Origin of the sequence: Nocardia sp. NPDC051787, from assembly GCF_040681325.1 — a bacterium.
Classification (GTDB): Bacteria; Actinomycetota; Actinomycetes; order Mycobacteriales; family Mycobacteriaceae; genus Nocardia.
Genome location: NZ_JBFAYO010000017.1, coordinates 63,172 through 78,356, shown reverse-complemented (window position 1 = coordinate 78,356; position 15,185 = coordinate 63,172). Strand labels below are relative to the sequence as shown.

19 protein-coding genes are annotated in these 15,185 nt (G+C 68.9%); 7 read left to right on the top strand and 12 right to left on the bottom strand.

The annotated features are described in order from the left end of the window. Window positions 1–2: 2 nt before the first annotated feature. The 3 genes from secD to AB0M45_RS19610 form a co-directional block, all read right to left on the bottom strand. Window positions 3–1,667 (bottom strand): protein translocase subunit SecD, encoded by a 1,665-nt coding sequence (gene secD / locus AB0M45_RS19620; RefSeq protein ID WP_364330705.1) that lies wholly within the window; start codon window positions 1,665–1,667, stop codon window positions 3–5. Window positions 1,668–1,787: 120 nt separating this feature from the next. After that, window positions 1,788–2,153, bottom strand: coding sequence for a preprotein translocase subunit YajC (yajC, locus tag AB0M45_RS19615; protein ID WP_364330702.1), 366 nt, complete (start codon window positions 2,151–2,153; stop codon window positions 1,788–1,790). Window positions 2,154–2,346: 193 nt separating this feature from the next. Beyond that, window positions 2,347–3,837: an NAD(P)/FAD-dependent oxidoreductase gene (locus AB0M45_RS19610; protein WP_364330699.1), complete on the bottom strand. Its 1,491-nt coding sequence runs from the start codon at window positions 3,835–3,837 to the stop codon at window positions 2,347–2,349. Window positions 3,838–3,873: 36 nt separating this feature from the next. On the opposite strand from AB0M45_RS19610, the gene AB0M45_RS19605 reads away from it, so the two are divergent. Continuing rightward, complete coding sequence (locus AB0M45_RS19605; protein WP_364330696.1) at window positions 3,874–4,539, top strand: TetR/AcrR family transcriptional regulator; 666 nt, start codon at window positions 3,874–3,876, stop codon at window positions 4,537–4,539. Window positions 4,540–4,689: 150 nt separating this feature from the next. Continuing rightward, window positions 4,690–5,253 (top strand): DivIVA domain-containing protein, encoded by a 564-nt coding sequence (locus tag AB0M45_RS19600; protein ID WP_364330694.1) that lies wholly within the window; start codon window positions 4,690–4,692, stop codon window positions 5,251–5,253. 47 nt (window positions 5,254–5,300) lie between these two features. Here the strand turns inward: AB0M45_RS19600 and ruvB are convergent, their stop codons facing one another. The 6 genes from ruvB to AB0M45_RS19570 all read right to left on the bottom strand — a co-directional run bounded on the left by ruvB (window position 5,301) and on the right by AB0M45_RS19570 (window position 9,657). Continuing rightward, window positions 5,301–6,383 carry a Holliday junction branch migration DNA helicase RuvB gene (gene ruvB / locus AB0M45_RS19595; RefSeq protein ID WP_364330691.1) on the bottom strand — a complete coding sequence of 361 codons (1,083 nt, stop codon included), beginning with the start codon at window positions 6,381–6,383 and terminating at the stop codon, window positions 5,301–5,303. A gap of 6 nt (window positions 6,384–6,389) precedes the next feature. Then, window positions 6,390–6,995, bottom strand: a complete 606-nt coding sequence (gene ruvA / locus AB0M45_RS19590) for a Holliday junction branch migration protein RuvA (RefSeq protein ID WP_364330688.1) — start codon at window positions 6,993–6,995, stop codon at window positions 6,390–6,392. Further along, window positions 6,992–7,561 (bottom strand): crossover junction endodeoxyribonuclease RuvC, encoded by a 570-nt coding sequence (gene ruvC, locus AB0M45_RS19585; protein WP_364330684.1) that lies wholly within the window; start codon window positions 7,559–7,561, stop codon window positions 6,992–6,994. Before ruvC ends, ruvA begins: the two co-directional genes overlap by 4 nt. Before the next feature lie 81 nt (window positions 7,562–7,642). Next, window positions 7,643–8,083: an acyl-CoA thioesterase gene (locus AB0M45_RS19580; RefSeq protein ID WP_364330681.1), complete on the bottom strand. Its 441-nt coding sequence runs from the start codon at window positions 8,081–8,083 to the stop codon at window positions 7,643–7,645. A 35-nt stretch (window positions 8,084–8,118) separates the two neighbouring features. Continuing rightward, window positions 8,119–8,646: an O-acetyl-ADP-ribose deacetylase gene (locus AB0M45_RS19575; RefSeq protein WP_364330678.1), complete on the bottom strand. Its 528-nt coding sequence runs from the start codon at window positions 8,644–8,646 to the stop codon at window positions 8,119–8,121. Between the two features lie 24 nt (window positions 8,647–8,670). Next, entirely contained in the window at window positions 8,671–9,657 is a 987-nt protein-coding gene (locus tag AB0M45_RS19570; protein WP_364330675.1) for a helix-turn-helix domain-containing protein, read from the bottom strand. Between the two features lie 28 nt (window positions 9,658–9,685). On the opposite strand from AB0M45_RS19570, the gene AB0M45_RS19565 reads away from it, so the two are divergent. The 4 genes from AB0M45_RS19565 (at window position 9,686) to AB0M45_RS19550 (ending at window position 11,977) form a co-directional block, all read left to right on the top strand. Next, window positions 9,686–10,690, top strand: a complete 1,005-nt coding sequence (locus tag AB0M45_RS19565; RefSeq protein ID WP_364330672.1) for an NADP-dependent oxidoreductase — start codon at window positions 9,686–9,688, stop codon at window positions 10,688–10,690. 41 nt (window positions 10,691–10,731) lie between these two features. Next, the gene (locus AB0M45_RS19560) at window positions 10,732–10,938 is read left to right on the top strand and encodes a DUF5988 family protein (RefSeq protein WP_364330669.1); all 207 of its coding nucleotides are present in this window, start codon (window positions 10,732–10,734) and stop codon (window positions 10,936–10,938) included. A gap of 113 nt (window positions 10,939–11,051) precedes the next feature. Next, window positions 11,052–11,477 carry a metalloregulator ArsR/SmtB family transcription factor gene (locus tag AB0M45_RS19555; protein WP_364330666.1) on the top strand — a complete coding sequence of 142 codons (426 nt, stop codon included), beginning with the start codon at window positions 11,052–11,054 and terminating at the stop codon, window positions 11,475–11,477. Then, entirely contained in the window at window positions 11,474–11,977 is a 504-nt protein-coding gene (locus tag AB0M45_RS19550; protein WP_364330663.1) for an SRPBCC family protein, read from the top strand. Before AB0M45_RS19555 ends, AB0M45_RS19550 begins: the two co-directional genes overlap by 4 nt. Here the strand turns inward: AB0M45_RS19550 and AB0M45_RS19545 are convergent. The 3 genes from AB0M45_RS19545 to AB0M45_RS19535 form a co-directional block, all read right to left on the bottom strand. After that, the gene (locus AB0M45_RS19545) at window positions 11,974–12,726 is read right to left on the bottom strand and encodes a YebC/PmpR family DNA-binding transcriptional regulator (protein ID WP_364330660.1); all 753 of its coding nucleotides are present in this window, start codon (window positions 12,724–12,726) and stop codon (window positions 11,974–11,976) included. The two genes, AB0M45_RS19550 and AB0M45_RS19545, sit on opposite strands and share 4 nt — an antisense overlap. 119 nt (window positions 12,727–12,845) lie before the next feature. Beyond that, window positions 12,846–13,496: a pyridoxal 5'-phosphate synthase glutaminase subunit PdxT gene (pdxT, locus tag AB0M45_RS19540; RefSeq protein WP_364330656.1), complete on the bottom strand. Its 651-nt coding sequence runs from the start codon at window positions 13,494–13,496 to the stop codon at window positions 12,846–12,848. A 57-nt stretch (window positions 13,497–13,553) separates the two neighbouring features. After that, window positions 13,554–14,375, bottom strand: coding sequence for an acyl-CoA thioesterase II (locus AB0M45_RS19535; protein ID WP_364330653.1), 822 nt, complete (start codon window positions 14,373–14,375; stop codon window positions 13,554–13,556). Between the two features lie 113 nt (window positions 14,376–14,488). Between AB0M45_RS19535 and AB0M45_RS19530 the strand changes: the two genes are divergently transcribed. Continuing rightward, complete coding sequence (locus AB0M45_RS19530) at window positions 14,489–15,115, top strand: hypothetical protein (protein WP_364330650.1); 627 nt, start codon at window positions 14,489–14,491, stop codon at window positions 15,113–15,115. Window positions 15,116–15,185 lie beyond the last annotated feature (70 nt).

Sequence of the window (15,185 nt, the reverse complement as noted above, 5' to 3'; positions counted from 1 at the left end):
CCTCACGCCTTCCCGAGGGCGGCTTCGGCCGCCTTCCGCTCGCGGGCGATCTGCTGGATCGCGCCGAGGCCGTTCACCGACGGTTTGGACCAGAACGCCGTCCGCGAGGCGAGCAGCACCAGCGGCGAGGTCACCATGAACACCACGACGACGTCGAGGATGGTGGTGAGGCCGAGGGTGAACGCGAAGCCCTTCACCTGTCCGACGGCCAGGACGTAGAGCACGGCCGCGGCGAGGAAGCTGACCGCGTTGCCGGACAGGATGGTCCGGCGGGCGCGCTGCCAGCCGCGCGGCGCGGCGGAACGGAAGCTGCGGCCCTCGCGCATCTCGTCCTTGATGCGCTCGAAGAACACCACGAACGAGTCGGCGGTCATGCCGATACCGATGATCAGACCGGCGATGCCGGCCAAGTCGAGCGTGAAGCCGATCCAGCGGCCGAGCAGCACCATGATGCCGTAGACCGCCAAGCCGGACGTCAGCAGGGACAAACCGGTGACCAACCCCAGCATGCGGTAGTAGACAAGGCAGTAGAGCAACACCACCGCCAAGCCGATCGCACCGGCGAGCAGGCCCGCCTTCAGCGAGGACAAGCCGAGTGTCGCCGACACCGTCTCGGCCTCCGAGGTCTGGAACGACAGCGGCAGCGAACCGTACTTCAGGGTGTTGGCCAGCTCCTTGGCGCTCGTCGCGGTGAAGTTGCCCGAGATCTGGGTGCGGCCGCCCTGCTGCGGTCCCTGTTGCACGACCGGCGCGCTGACCACCTTGGAGTCGAGCACGAAAGCGACCCGCTTGTAGACGTACTCGCCGGTGAGCGCGGCCCACGCGTCGCTGCCGCCGGACTTGAAGTCCAGATAGACCTCATGCCTGGCCTGCTGCTGGTTCAGTCCCGAGGTGGCGTCCTTGATCTCCTGGCCGTCGATGCGGCTCTTGTCCAGCAGGAAGACCTCGGTGCCGTCGGTCGAGCAGGTCACCAGCGGAAGGGCAGGGTCGTCGTTGCCCACGAGTGGATCGGCCTTCGCGCAGTCCAGCATGGCCATCGCGGCCTGCTGCACGGACGGGTCGGCGCTCTGCCGCAGCGCCTTCGCCGCCTGGATCTCCTTGGTGGCCGCTTCGGTGGGCGTCAGGTTCGGCTCGGCCGGCGGCTGGGTCGGCGCTTGGGCGGGGAAAACCCGCTGTTGCGGAGCCGGGGTTGCCTCCGACGCGCCCGGCGCCTCCGGCGTCGTTGGCTGGGCCGCGGGTGGGGCTTGCGTACCGGGCGCCGTCTGCGGTGTCGCACCGCGTCCCGCCGCGGGCACGGCCTGCAGCACCGGACGGATGTACAGCTTGGCCGTCGTCGCCAGCGCGCGCGCCTGCTGTCCGTCGTCGCCGGGCACGGTGATCACGATGTTGTCGCCGTCGATGACGACCTCGGACCCGGAGACGCCGAGCCCGTTGACTCGGTTCTCGATGATGTCCTGCGCCTTCTTCAGGCTGTCCTGGCTCGGTTTGCTGCCGTCCGGCGTGCGCGCGGACAGCGTGACCCGGGTACCACCCTGCAGGTCGATGCCGAGCTTGGGTGTCGGGGACTTGTCACCGGTGAAGAACACCAGCGCATAAACCACGGCCAGCAGCGCGGCATAGGCGCCGAGCAGCCGCAGCGGGTGCGCCGATCCCTGGGAAGGTGGCACAGTAGGTCATCTCCTAGGCAGGAAGTCGAGGATGGAACAAGCGGGCATGCCCCAGCGACGCCGGGTGCGCGGACGGCAAGCCGCGGCGACATCCGGCGAGTTGCGGCAGGACCGGAAGAATCAGTCCTTGGTCAGCCGGGTCTCGGTCTGCTCGGTGGATTCCTCGGCGGCGTCGGTCGCGTCCGAGCCCTCGGCGCCGGCATCCGAGCCGGTCTCCTCGGTGCTCACCGCGTCATCGGCGCGCACCTCGCGGATGGCCTGGCGCAGCCACGTGGTGACCACGTCCTCGGCAATCTCGAGGTCGACCGTGGTGTCGTCGAGCTCGACCACGGTGCCGTACAGACCCGACGTGGTGATGACCTGATCGCCGGTCTTCAGGTTGTCCTGCATGCTCGCGACCTTCTCGGCTTCCCGCTTCTGACGGCGGACACCGAGGAACATCGGCACGAGCAGGGCTACCAGTAGCAGCGGAAACAGCAGTTCCATCGTCGAAGTCAGTCCCTAGTGTCGTGGGTGGGATGGACAGGTACCCACACAGTCTGCCAGTTCGTTGCGCGCGTGCCACACCCGCACACCCGCTGGGCAGCTACAACAGCTTCGTCACGAACCGGAACGCCCCCGTCCCCGGCCCCGCCGCCGCGACACGCGGGCCGTATGCGAGACGGGCGACGAGACGCGCTCAGGCGGTCTTGCCGTAGACGTAATCGTCCAGCGGGAAGCTCACCGCCTCGCGATGTGCGGTGAGCGTGCTGGTCGGACGCAGCAGGGCGGCCTCGCCGTGCGGGTTGAAGTAGTAGCTGCGCGCGGTGGCACAGTCGCCGCCATAGAAGACCGAGGAGCCGAGCTTGGCGGTGACCCGGTCCAGGAACTCGGCGTTGGCCCGCTCGGTGACTTCGAAGATGGTCTCGCCGCGGCGGCGCAGTTCGCCGAACAGCCTGCCCATGTGCTTCATCTGCGCCTCGATGGTGGTGAAGTAGGACAGGCCGCTGTAGGAGTACGGGCTGTTGAGGCTGAGGAAGTTCGGGAACCTCGGCACCGTGATGCCCTCGTAGGCCTGGAAACGGTTGTCCCGCCAGAACTTTCCGAGGTTCACTCCGTCGCGGCCGATGATCTCGATGGCCGGGAAGTTCACGTCCCACAAATTGAAGCCGGTGGCCAGGATCAGCGTGTCGATCTCGGTCTTGTGCCCGTCGGCGGTGACGATGCCGTCGGGCTCGATGTGGTCGATGGAGTTCGTCTCCAGCCGCACGTGCGGCTGATTGAACGTGGTGAAGTAGTGGTTGGAGAAGGTGGGCCGCTTGCACCCGAAGTCGTAGTGCGGCGTGAGCCGCCTGCGCGTCTGCTTGTCCCGCACCGACGCCCGCAGATGCGCCTTGGCCAGCACGCCCGCGCCCTTGTTCATCAGTTTGGCCTGCTTGAAGTGCAGCACGCCCACCACCATCAGCGCCTCCAGCAGGCTGGTGTTGATCAGTCGCGCGGCCTTCTGCGTCGCGGGGACCCGCTCGAACAGCTTCCGCACCGGCGCCGGGATGGCGGTGTCGATCTTCGGGACCACCCAGATCGGGGTGCGCTGGAAGACGGTGAGCTCCTGCGCCTTCTTGGCCACCTCGGGCACCAGCTGCACGGCGGTGGCACCGGTGCCGATGATCGCGGCCTTGCGGCCGGTGAGGTCGAAGCCGTCCTCCCACGCGGTGGTGTGGATGATCTTGCCCGAGAACGAGTCGATGCCGGGGAACGGCGGCGTGTAGGGCTGGGACAGGAACCCGGTCGCGGTGAGCAGGTATCGGCCGGTGACGGTTTCGCCGCCCGCGATCGAGACCACCCACTGCTCGTGTTCGGAGTCCCAGCGCGCGCCGTCGACGACGGTGCGGAAGCGCATCCGGCGGCGCAGACCGTACTTGTCGGCGATGTGCTCGGCGTATTTCTTCAGCTCCGCGCCGGGTGCGAAAAGCCGCGACCAATGCGGGTTCGGCTCGAACGAGTAGGAGTAGGTGACCGAGGCGATGTCGACCGCGAGGCCGGGATAGTGGTTGACGTGCCAGGTGCCGCCGAGATCGTCCTCGCGTTCGAGGATGACGTAATTGCTCAAACCGAGCCGGTCGAGCTGAATGCCCGCCCCCATTCCCCCGAACCCCGCACCGACCACGACCGCATCGTATTGAGGCGCCACGCCGAACCTCCTGCTATCTGAACCGCTTATCACGGAATGACATATCATTCCGTTTCGGACGACTGTATCATCGGCCTGGTGACGAAGCCACCCACGCGTGCCGAGCGACGCAAGGCCGAACTGCGCCAGGAGATCATCGACACGGCCTTCGTCTGTTTCGCGGAGAAGGGCTATCACGCCACCGGCATCGCCGACATCGCAGGCCAGCTCGGCATCGGGCACGGCACCTTCTATCGCTACTTCAGCAACAAGCGCGACATCATCGACCACGTCATCGACGATCTGTCCGCGCGCATCATCGCCGCCCTCGGCACCGAGAACGCCCCGGACGCCGCCAGCACGCTGGACGAATACCGCGCCCAGATCGACCGCATCGGCGTCGCTCTCACCGAGATCCTGCTCGCCGATCGCCGGGTGGCCCAGCTGCTGCTGTTCCACGCCACCGGCATCGACGACGAGCTCACCCAGCGGTTGTACGGCCTGCTCGACACCGCCGACGCGCTGACGGCAGGATATCTCGACCACGGTGTCGAGCTCGGCTACCTGCGTGCGGACCTGGATACCGTCAACACCGCACGGGCGGTCACCGGCATGCTGATCGCCGGCATCGTGTATTCGCTGCGCGAACTCGACAAGGCCTCGATCACCCGGCTGAACGAAGCGATCCGCCGCCTGCTCGTCGACGGCGTCCGCAAGGACTGAGCAACGTGCCAATCCCCCTGACCGGACCGTTGGCGCTAGGGTGAGGCGCACTGATCCGGCGTTTCACCAGAGGGACGGCCGTTGTTCGCAAAAGGCCAGGAGAGTCCGAAATTTCGCTTTCGAGCGGCGCAGCGCACCCCGCCTGACAGAATGTCGCCCGTGACTCCCGAGGATGTGCTCCGGACCCGTTTCGCGACCCCACCACTCGGGCATCGCGGCTACCGCGCGAACGAGGTGGACGCCTTCCTCGAACTCGTCGCCGCGACCCTGGCCGGACATGGTGCGCTCACCGCCGACGATCTGCGGCACATCAGCTTCGACGCGCCGCGGCTCGGCGAGCGTGGCTACCGCGCCGACCAGGTGGACGAGTACCTCGACCAGATCCAGGCCGAGCTCGAATTCCGCCAGCGCGGCGTCCGGCCGGTGCCGGCGGCCAACGGCAACGGACACACCCTGCTCACCCCCGACGACGTGCATCGGATGCGATTCACCCAGGCCCCCGTCGGACGGCGCGGTTACAACGAGGAAGAGGTCGGCGCGTTCCTCGACTTGGTCGCCGCGACCCTCGCGCACGGCGGGCCGGGCAGCCTCACCATCGACGATGTCCGCGCCGTCCGCTTCACCGAGGCCCGCCTCGGCGCCCGCGGCTACCAGCGCGACGAGGTCGACGCATTCCTCGATCTGGTCGCCGCCGCCTTGCGCAACCGCCGCTGACCACGGGCGTGCCAGCTCGCGTCAGGCGCGAACAGCGGAGCCAGGAGTCATTCGAAGAGGTCGAGGGTGGGGTGCGGCTCGCGGCCGCGGACTTCGATCGAGCCGAAGACCAGGTCGGGGGGCGGAACCAGGCCGAGATGCTCCCAGGCCGCTGCCGTGGCGACGCGGCCGCGCGGGGTACGCGCGATCATGCCCGCGCGCACCAGGAAGGGTTCGCATACCTCCTCGACGGTGGCGGCCTCCTCGCCGACCGCGACCGCCAGCGTGGACACGCCCACGGGGCCGCCGCCGAAACTGCGGACCAGCGCGCCGAGCACCGCGCGGTCCAGGCGGTCCAGGCCGAGTACGTCCACGTCGTAGACCTCCAGCGCGGCCTGCGCAATGGGACGGGTGATCCAGCCGTCGGCGCGCACCTCCGCGTAGTCGCGCACCCGGCGCAGCAGGCGATTGGCGATCCGGGGCGTGCCGCGCGAGCGGCCCGCGATCTCGGCGGCCGCGTCCTCCTCGATGCCGACGCCGAGGATGTGGGCCGAACGCTGCAGAATGCGCAGCAGCTCGCCGGGCTCGTAGAAGTCCATGTGCCCGGTGAACCCGAAGCGGTCGCGCAGCGGACCGGTCAGCGCTCCTGACCTCGTGGTGGCGCCGACCAGGGTGAACGGCGCGATATCGAGGGGAATCGAGGTCGCGCCGGGACCTTTGCCGACGACCACGTCGACCCGGAAGTCCTCCATCGCCAGATACAGCATCTCTTCGGCGGGCCGGGCCATGCGGTGGATCTCGTCGATGAACAACACGTCGCCTTCGACGAGGTTGCTGAGCATGGCCGCGAGGTCGCCGGCCCGTTCCAGCGCGGGTCCGGAGGTGATCCGCAATGCGGTGCCCAGTTCCGCGGCGATGATCATCGCCATGCTGGTCTTGCCGAGACCGGGCGGACCGGACAGCAGGACGTGATCCGGTGTGCCACCGCGTTGTTTGGCACCGCGCAAGACCAATGCGAGCTGTTCACGAACCCGGGGTTGGCCGATGAAGTCGTCCAGCGACTTCGGGCGCAGGCTCGCCTCGATCTCCCCATCGGACGTCAGATAGCGCGGGCTGACCTGGGATTCGGTTGGTTCCTCTGGATAGTCCATGACGCCTTACCGGTTCTTGCCGAGCAGGCCGAGCGCGGCTCGCAGGGCGGCGGACGTATCGGCGGCAGGCTGGTCGGCCAGCACCGCGTCGATCGCCTGCTCGGCCTGCTTGGCGGCGAAGCCGAGGCCGACGAGCGCCTCCACGACTTGATCGCGCACCGGCGTGAGCACCGCGGCCGGCGTCGATCCGGGCGGGCCGGACGGCACCGGAACGAGATTCACCTTGTCGCGCAGTTCGACCACCATGCGCTCGGCGCCGCGCTTGCCGATGCCGGGCACCCTGGTCAGCGCCGCCACGTTGCTCTCGGCGAGCGCCTTGCGCAGCGCCTCGGGCTCGAGCACGGCCAACACCGCCATCGCGAGACGAGGGCCGACGCCGGAGACCGTTTGCAGCAAGCCGAACAGGTCGCGGGCCTCGGTGTCGGCGAAACCGTAGAGCGTCATCGAGTCCTCGCGAACGATCATCGCGGTGTAGAGCCTGATTTCCGCACCACGGGTGAGCCCGGCCAGCGTGGCGGGAGTGGCGTTGAGCCGGTAACCGACCCCGCTCGCCTCGATCACCGCGTGGTCGAGGGCGATCTCCAGCACCTCACCGCGAACCGACGCGATCACCTGTGCACCGCCTTCCGTTGTTCGGCCAGCCGTTCCCGGTATCGTCGCTGCGCCGCGGCCGCCGTGGCCTCGGCCTGCGCCATCCGCTCCAGCAGCGGCGCCCGCCAACAATGGCAGATGGCCAGCGCGAGCGCATCCGCCGCGTCCGCAGGTGTGGGTGCGGCCGGCAAGCCGAGGATGCGGGTGACCATGGCGGCCACCTGCTTCTTGTCGGCGGTGCCGCTGCCGGTGACCGCCGCTTTCACCTCACTCGGGGTGTGGAAGGCGACCGGGATCCCGCGTCGCGCCGCGGCCAGCGCGATCACTGCGCCCGCCTGTGCGGTGCCCATGGCGGTACGGACATTGTGCTGGGCGAAGACACGTTCGATCGCCACGGCTTCTGGCTCGTGGACGTCCATCCAGCGTTCGGCGGCATCGGCGACCGCCAGCAGGCGCTGGGCCAGATCCATGTCGGCGGGAGTGCGGACCACGCCGACATCCAAGGCGGTGACCTGCCGCCCCGACCCGCCCTCGACAATGCTGAGGCCGCACCGGGTGAGTCCGGGGTCGATGCCCATCACCCGCACGACAACCCCTCTCGCAGACGCGAACAACTGTTCGAGAGTCTAGCGGAGCCTTGATCTTTCGCCGACCAGCGACACGACCCGCTAGCCGCCGAGTGCCGCGGCGTCCGGCAGCCCGAGCAATTCGGGGCGGCTCGCCCGTGTCGCCCACTGTTGCGCGGGATCGGCGACCAAGCGCCGCGCTGCCAAGTCGAGCAGACCGCTGACGTTGCTCACCGTCGCGGCCACAACCCCGTCGCTGCGCGTGAGAACGTGCTCGACCCGATAGGTCCTGCCCTCGCCCCACTGCCAGGTACAGGACACGTCCACGGCGTCGCCGCCGCGTAATTCGCGCTGGAAACGAAGCACGGTCTCCAGATTGACCGGCCCGAGCCCCGCCGCGATCAGCTCGTCGACGGAGACGCCCGCCGCCTGCACACACGCGAAACGCGCGTGGTCGGCGAACTGATGGTAGGCGGCGCCGGTGACGTGCAATTGCGGATCCAGATCGGTCACGCGGACTTCGATACGGGTACTGAACGACACGGGCCCGAGTATGCCAGCGGGCACCGACATTCGGATCAGTCGCGGTGCCGGGCTTCGGAGACCCGCCCCGCGAACGCCGCGTAAGCCGACTCGCCGAAGAGAACGAACCGGACTTCCGCCACCCCTGTCGCGGTCGCGCGCACCGTCTCGACGGCTATCCGGGCACCGTCATCCATGGGCCAGCCGTAAATGCCGGTGGAGATGGCCGGGAACGCGACCGTTCGCGCTCCCAATTCGTCCGCCACGCGCAGGGATTCGCGATAACAGGAAGTCAGCAACGCTGAGCGGTCCTCAGCCGCCGACCATTCGGGGCCGACCGTGTGGATCACCCAGCGCGCGGGCAAGCGACCGGCCGTGGTGGCGACCGCCGCACCGGTCGGCAGTCCGGCGCGGTACCGAGAAGCACGCAATCGGCGACATTCGGCCAAGATCTCGGGGCCGCCGCGCCGATGGATCGCACCGTCGACTCCCCCGCCTCCGAGCAGCGACGAGTTCGCCGCGTTGACCACCGCGTCGACCTCCTGCTCGGTGATGTCGCCGCGCATGAGCACCAGTTCGGCCATGTCCGTATTCTGCCCGTCCTCGACTCAGGCCACCGTTCGCCGCGTCACGGCGGCCTCGGCACGGAACGTACGCCGATAAGTCTGCGGTGCGACGCCGATCGACTCGACCAGATGCTGTCGCAGCGAGGTACCGGTGGCGAATCCGACCTCGCCCGCGATCCGGTCGACGGTCAGATCGGTGGTCTCCAGCAGATGCCTGGCGCGGAAAACTCGCTGCTGGATCAGCCAGCGGCCCGGGCTCATGCCCACCTCGTCGCGGAAGCGGCGGGCGAAGGTGCGCTTGCTCATCCGGGCGCGTTCGGCCAGCTCCTCGACGGTGAGCGGCGACCGCAGGTTCTCCAAGGCCCACTGCCGGGCCGCCGCGGTCCCGGCCGACGTCGCGGGCGGAACCGGCTGCTCGATGTACTGTGCCTGGCCGCCGTCGCGCCACGGCGGGACGACGCAGCGGCGCGCGACCGCGTTCGCTACTGCGCTGCCGTGGTCGCGGCGCACCAGGTGCAAACACACATCGAGCCCCGCCGCGGCACCCGCCGAGGTGAGGACGTCCCCGTCGTCGACGTACAGCACGTCCGGGTCGAGGCGAACGCTCGGGAAGATGCGGCGGAACCGTTCGGCCTGATTCCAGTGCGTGGTGGCCGGGCGACCGTCGAGCAGCCCCGCGGCGGCGGCGATGAAAGCGCCGGTGCAGATCGCGACGATCCGCGCGCCGGGCCGGATCCGAGCGAACGCGTCGAGCACCGGCTGCGGCAGCGTGCCGGACAAGGTCATCGAGATATCGCAGGCGGGCAGAACTACCGTCTCGGCGGCCTCCAGCGCGCGGCTGTCATGCGCCACGGCGATCGCAAAATCCGCGGCACTGCGCACCGGGCCTCCGTCGATCGAGCAGGTGGTCACTTCGTATTTACCCGCGGCGCTGCCGAATACCCGATTCGGAATGCCGAGTTCGAACGGGTACACCCCGTCCAACGCCAGCACCACCACTCGATGGGGTGCGGCTTCATCCGCCAGCATGGCACGATCATATCGAAGAATGGCAATCGTGCCATTTCCGTCGGCGGGCGGGCCCGGCAGGCTGGCAGCCATGACCGATATCGACAGCACCGCGACCATGCGCGCGATCAGCCAGCACGTCCTCGGCGGCCCCGAGGTGCTCACCGAAGCGCAACTCCCCCAACCGGTTCCGGGCCCGGGCGAGATCCTCGTCCGGGTGCGCGCAGCCGGACTCAATCCGACCGACTGGCGCCACCGCGCAGTCGCGGGCCTGTTCCTGTCCGAGCCGCCGTTCGTGCTCGGCTGGGACGTCTCCGGCGAGGTGGCCGCCGTCGGCATCGGCGTGACCCTGTTCCGCCCCGGCGACGAGGTCTTCGGCATGCTCCCCTACCCGGGCGGCCACGGCGCCTGCGCGGAATACACCGTCGGCCCTGCCCGCGCTTTCGCACGCAAACCGGCCGTGCTCGACCACGCGCAGGCCGCGGCCATCCCGCTCGCCGCGCTCACCGCGTGGCAGGCGTTGGTCGACACCGCCCGGCTGGGCGCGGGGCAGCGCCTGCTGATCCACGCGGCCGCGGGCGGCGTCGGCCACTTCGCGGTGCAGATCGCCAAGGCGCGCGGCGCGTACGTCATCGGCACCGCCAGCGCGCCCAATCACGCGTTCCTGCGCGCGATCGGGGCCGACGAAGTCATCGACTACCGCAGCACCGACATCGCCGAGGTGGTCGGTGAGGTCGACGTCGTGCTGGACTCGATCGATGACGACAACAGCATTCGCTCGCTGCACACCCTGCGACCCGGCGGGCTGCTGGTGACGTTGCGCGCCATGGGCCCGCGCGACCTCGCGGCCGAGGCGGAGGCACTCGGCGTCCGGGCGGTCCGGATGCTGGTGGAACACGACCACGCAGGCATGGCCGCGCTGGCCGGACTCGTCGAGTCCGGAGCCCTCCGCCCAACGATCGCCGGGACCTTTCCGCTGCGGGAGGCGGCCGAAGCGCACGCTTTGGGCGATACCGGGCGAACCGTAGGCAAATTGGTACTCACCGTGCCCTGAATCTGCCACGATCCGGACCGTCGCGCTTCTACCATCCGAGGATGAGCAATGCGGTCAAGGCTTTCCTCGAGGGTGGGCCGGAAGGCTTGCCCCAGCGCATCGTGCCGATCACCCCGCCGGGGGTCGAGCTGAAGGTCCCGTACCGGGGCGGATACGAACACTTCAAGGTCACCCCGCGGCACCTGGACACGCCCGAAGGGCAACTGCCCGTCTACGAGTGGTGGGAGCGCACCGAGGTCGCGGAGTAGCACCGCGCCTTCCCTGTCGGCGGCGTGCCGCGCCGACCGGCGGTGAAGTGCTGGTCGCATGCGGGGGGCATACCGCTGGACAAAAGCGTAACCAAGCGGTTACGCTTTTGTCCGTGGACGAGGTGGCAGCGGCGATCGCCGATCCGGTTCGACGGGAAATCATGGAGTTACTGCTCGGCGCCCGGCGCACCGCCGGTGAGATCGCCGGGCATTTCGCCATCAGCCGTCCTGCCGTCAGCCGGCACCTGCGTGTGCTGCGCGAAAGCGGGCTGGTGCGTGACGAACTGGTCGGCAGACAACGTTTCTACGTGCTCGACACCGGACCGCTGGCCGCACTCACCGAGTGGCTCACGCGCTTCGACCAGCCGACGGACTGGGCACACCACCTCGACGCACTCGAGACCGAGGTCTACCGGACCAGGCGCGAGCGCCGTTCCGCCGACCAGAACAGAGAACAGGGCATGAGTAGTGCGGCCCGGAAAGCGGCAGCGCGAGATGACAGCGCGGCACCGGCTCATGCCAGAAAGGACACCGCATGACCAAGCGACCCACCGGACGGCTCTTCCCCGCAAGCACGGGCAAGGACCTGGTATTGGTCCGCACCTACCGCGCCCCGATCGAGGACGTGTGGGCCAGCGTCACCGAATCCGACCGCACGGCACGCTGGTTCGGCCCGTGGGAAGGCGAGGCGGCACCGGGACGAACGATCAAGGTGCAGATGGCTTTCGAAGACGAGCAGCCGTGGAACGAGTGGCACATCGACGCCTGCGAACCGCCGCACCGGCTGGCCGTCTCGGCGATCGACGAGCACGGCTCCTGGCGGCTGGACCTGACGCTGAGCGAGTCGGCGGGCACGACCGAATTGCGCTTCACCCATCACCTGCGCACCGACACCGAGATCGCCCAGCTTCCCCACGTCGGCCCCGGGTGGGAGTACTACCTGGACATGCTCGGGGCGGCCCGCGCGCAGACCGACCGCCCCGATTTCGACGCGTACTACCCCGCCATGCAGGAGTACTACGCGCGGCTGCTCGACTAGTCGTCGAGTTCGGCGAGCACCTCGTCCGGGATGTCGGCGTTGGTGTAGACGTTCTGCACGTCATCGCTGTCTTCGAGGGCGTCGACGAGCTTGATCACCTTGCGGGCGCCGTCGGCGTCCACCGCGACCGACACCGATGGCTGGAAACCGGATTCGGCGGAGTCGTAGTCGATCCCGGCGCTCTGCAGCGCGGTGCGCACGGCGATCAGATCGCTGGGCTCGCTGATGATCTCGAACGACTCGCCGAGGTCGTTGACCTCTTCTGCGCCCGCGTCGAGCACCGCCAGCAGCACGTCGTCCTCGGACAGACCGTTCTTCTCCAAGGTGACGATGCCCTTGCGGTGGAACAGGTAGGCCACCGAGCCCGGGTCGGCCATGTTGCCGCCGTTGCGGGTCATCGCGACCCGGACCTCGCCCGCGGCACGATTGCGGTTATCGGTGAGGCACTCGATCAGCACGGCGACACCGTTGGGGCCGTAGCCCTCGTACATGATCGTCTGCCAGTCGGCGCCGCCGGCCTCCTCGCCGCCGCCGCGCTTACGGGCGCGCTCGATGTTGTCGTTGGGTACCGACGACTTCTTGGCCTTCTGGATGGCGTCGTACAGCGTCGGGTTGCCATCCGGGTCACCACCACCGGTCCGGGCCGCCACCTCGATGTTCTTGATCAGCTTCGCGAACAGCTTGCCGCGCTTCGCGTCGATCGCAGCCTTCTTGTGCTTGGTGGTGGCCCATTTGGAGTGGCCGCTCATTCCCTACTTCCTTCAGGTCGATGGCACGTCTGGTGGTGTGTACCGTACCGGCACGGCCGGGCGGACAACTTCCCCAGCCTACTCGGGCGCCCGCTACGACCGCGCAAAGCGGCCTCCGCTCAGGCCGCCCGGACCAGGTCGACGAACATCCGGTGCACCCGCAGATCGCCGGTCACCTCGGGATGGAACGACGTCGCCAGGACATTGCCCTGCCGCACCGCCACGATCCGGCCCGCCGCGGGACCGTCCGGCACGGTGGCGAGCACGTCGACGCCCTCGCCGACCCGCTCGACCCACGGCGCGCGGATGAATACCGCCCGCACCGGGCCGCCGGTCAGTCCGGCGAATGGCAGGTCGGTCTCGAATGAGTCGACCTGACGTCCGAACGCGTTGCGGCGCACCGTCATATCGATCCCGGACAGGTGCTTCGCGTCCGGACGGGTGTCGAGCACCTCCGAGGCGAGCAGGATCATGCCCGCGCACGAACCGAAGGCGGGCATCCCGTCGCGCAGCCGAGCGCGCAGCGGCTCCAGCAGTTCGAAGGCCTCCAGCAGCTTGCTGATCGCGGTCGACTCGCCGCCGGGCAGCACCAGGGCGTCCACCGCGGCGAGCTCGGACTCGCGACGGACCAGCACGGGCATCGCACCGCACCGTTCGAGAGCCGCGACGTGCTCCCGGACGTCGCCCTGCAATGCGAGCACACCGACGGTGGGACCGGATCGCACCGGCCCGGTGGCGGCGGCGGGTGCGGTGACCGAGGTAGCGTTCACGCCGGAAAGCTTACGAGCCCTGCCGATGTGGGCCTGCTCACGGTCGCAGATCGGCGATCAGCTCTCGCGCAGAGTGCGGATGAGGCCTTCCTGGACCACGGCGGCGACCAGCGTGCCGTCCCGGGTGAAGATTTTGCCGCCGGTCAGGGCCCGGCCGAAACCGGCCGAGGGTGCGGACTGGTCGTACAGCAGCCACTCGTCGGCGCGGAACGGGCGCAGAAACCACATCGCGTGATCGAGTGAGGCGTTCTGGGTCGGCTCGTCGGGGTGGATGACCTTCGAGGAACCGAGCAGCGTCATATCGCTCATGTAGGCCAGGGTGCACACGTGCACCAGCGGGTCGTCGGGCAGCGTGTGCCGGTAGCGGAACCACACCTGCTGCTGGGAGACCACACCGTCGCGGCGGGACACGTTCTCCTGCGGCACCATGCGGATGTCCCAGTGCTCCCACTCGCGCATCAACCACAGCCGCTCAGGGCTCATGGTTGTCTCCGCGTCGGGCAGGTCATCCGGCGCTTGCACCTCCGGCATGACGTCCTGGTGCTCGGGACCCTGATCGCCGACGTGGAACGAGGCCGACATGGTGAAGATGGCCGCACCGTCCTGGATGCCGGTCACGCGGCGGGTGCAGAAGGAGCGGCCGTCCCGGATGCGCTCGACCTGGTAGACGGTGCGTTCCTCCGGATTACCCGGGCGCAGGAAGTATCCGTGCAGCGAGTGCACCTGGAATCGCGGTTCCACCGTCCGGACCGCGGAGACCAGCGCCTGGCCGGCAACCTGTCCGCCGAACGTGCGCGGGAGCTGGGTCTTGGTGGACGCGCCACGGAAGATATCCCGCTCGAGCCGCTCTATCTCCAGCGCCTCTTCGATTGTCGCCATGCGGTGAGACTAACCCGGCCGCCGCCCGGCGCGCGCCGGGCCCACCGGTGAACACCCGGCAACAGCGGCAGCTTCCCGACCCGCGGCACGGCACGGTTTGCTGAGATGGACGGGTGCCCCGTTTCCTGCCGATTACCGTCGACAGCCTCGTCGAGCTGGTGATCCGCCCCGTCCGCACCGCACGCTCCCACACGGTGATCGCCGTCGATGGCGCGGACGCCGCGCATCCCGTGGCGTTCGCCGCGCGGATCGCCGCCGCCCTGCGTGACGCCGGCCGCGGCGCCGACGTGGTCTCGCTGCACGACTACGTGCGTCCCGCTTCGCTGCGCATGGAGTTCGGCCGCACCGACGAGATGTCCTATCGCACAGCGTGGTTCGACTACGCTGCGGTGCGCCGCGAGGTGGTCGGCGCACTGCGCGACCACGGCCGGTGGCTGCCCGCCCTCTGGGATGAAGCCGCCGACCGTTCGGCACGTGCGGCGATCCGCACGGCACCGCCGGCGACCACGATCGTCGTCGCGGGACCGATGCTCTCCGGCCGTCGCCTCGACACCGACGTGACCGTGCGCCTGGACCTGTCCGAGGCCGCCCTCCGCCGCACCACTCCGGCGGACGCGCAGTGGACCATTCCGGCACTGCTCCGGCACGATGCCGAAAACCCTGGCACACCAACGTTCTTCGTTCGATGGGACCACCCCGATCGCCCGGCGCTGCGAGTCGATGACGGCCGTGCGACGTAGACCCTCCCTCGTCCGTGCCAACTTTTGCTCACTGTCGACGGGGGTGTTCTCGGCTCAGGGTCCACATATT

Bases quoted from the DNA above. Each gene is read 5' to 3' on its own strand.
- AB0M45_RS19575 (WP_364330678.1), bottom strand. From the start codon at position 8,646: ATGGCCGAACTGGTGCTCATGCGCGGCGACATCACCGAGCAGGAGGTC.
- AB0M45_RS19570 (WP_364330675.1), bottom strand. From the start codon at position 9,657: ATGCTGGCGGATGAAGCCGCACCCCATCGAGTGGTGGTGCTGGCGTTG.
- AB0M45_RS19535 (WP_364330653.1), bottom strand. From the start codon at position 14,375: ATGGCGACAATCGAAGAGGCGCTGGAGATAGAGCGGCTCGAGCGGGAT.
- ruvB (WP_364330691.1), bottom strand. From the start codon at position 6,383: ATGGACTATCCAGAGGAACCAACCGAATCCCAGGTCAGCCCGCGCTAT.
- AB0M45_RS19560 (WP_364330669.1), top strand. From the start codon at position 10,732: ATGAGCAATGCGGTCAAGGCTTTCCTCGAGGGTGGGCCGGAAGGCTTG.
- yajC (WP_364330702.1), bottom strand. From the start codon at position 2,153: ATGGAACTGCTGTTTCCGCTGCTACTGGTAGCCCTGCTCGTGCCGATG.
- AB0M45_RS19600 (WP_364330694.1), top strand. From the start codon at position 4,690: ATGTCGCCCGTGACTCCCGAGGATGTGCTCCGGACCCGTTTCGCGACC.
- AB0M45_RS19605 (WP_364330696.1), top strand. From the start codon at position 3,874: ATGACATATCATTCCGTTTCGGACGACTGTATCATCGGCCTGGTGACG.
- AB0M45_RS19550 (WP_364330663.1), top strand. From the start codon at position 11,474: ATGACCAAGCGACCCACCGGACGGCTCTTCCCCGCAAGCACGGGCAAG.
- AB0M45_RS19545 (WP_364330660.1), bottom strand. From the start codon at position 12,726: ATGAGCGGCCACTCCAAATGGGCCACCACCAAGCACAAGAAGGCTGCG.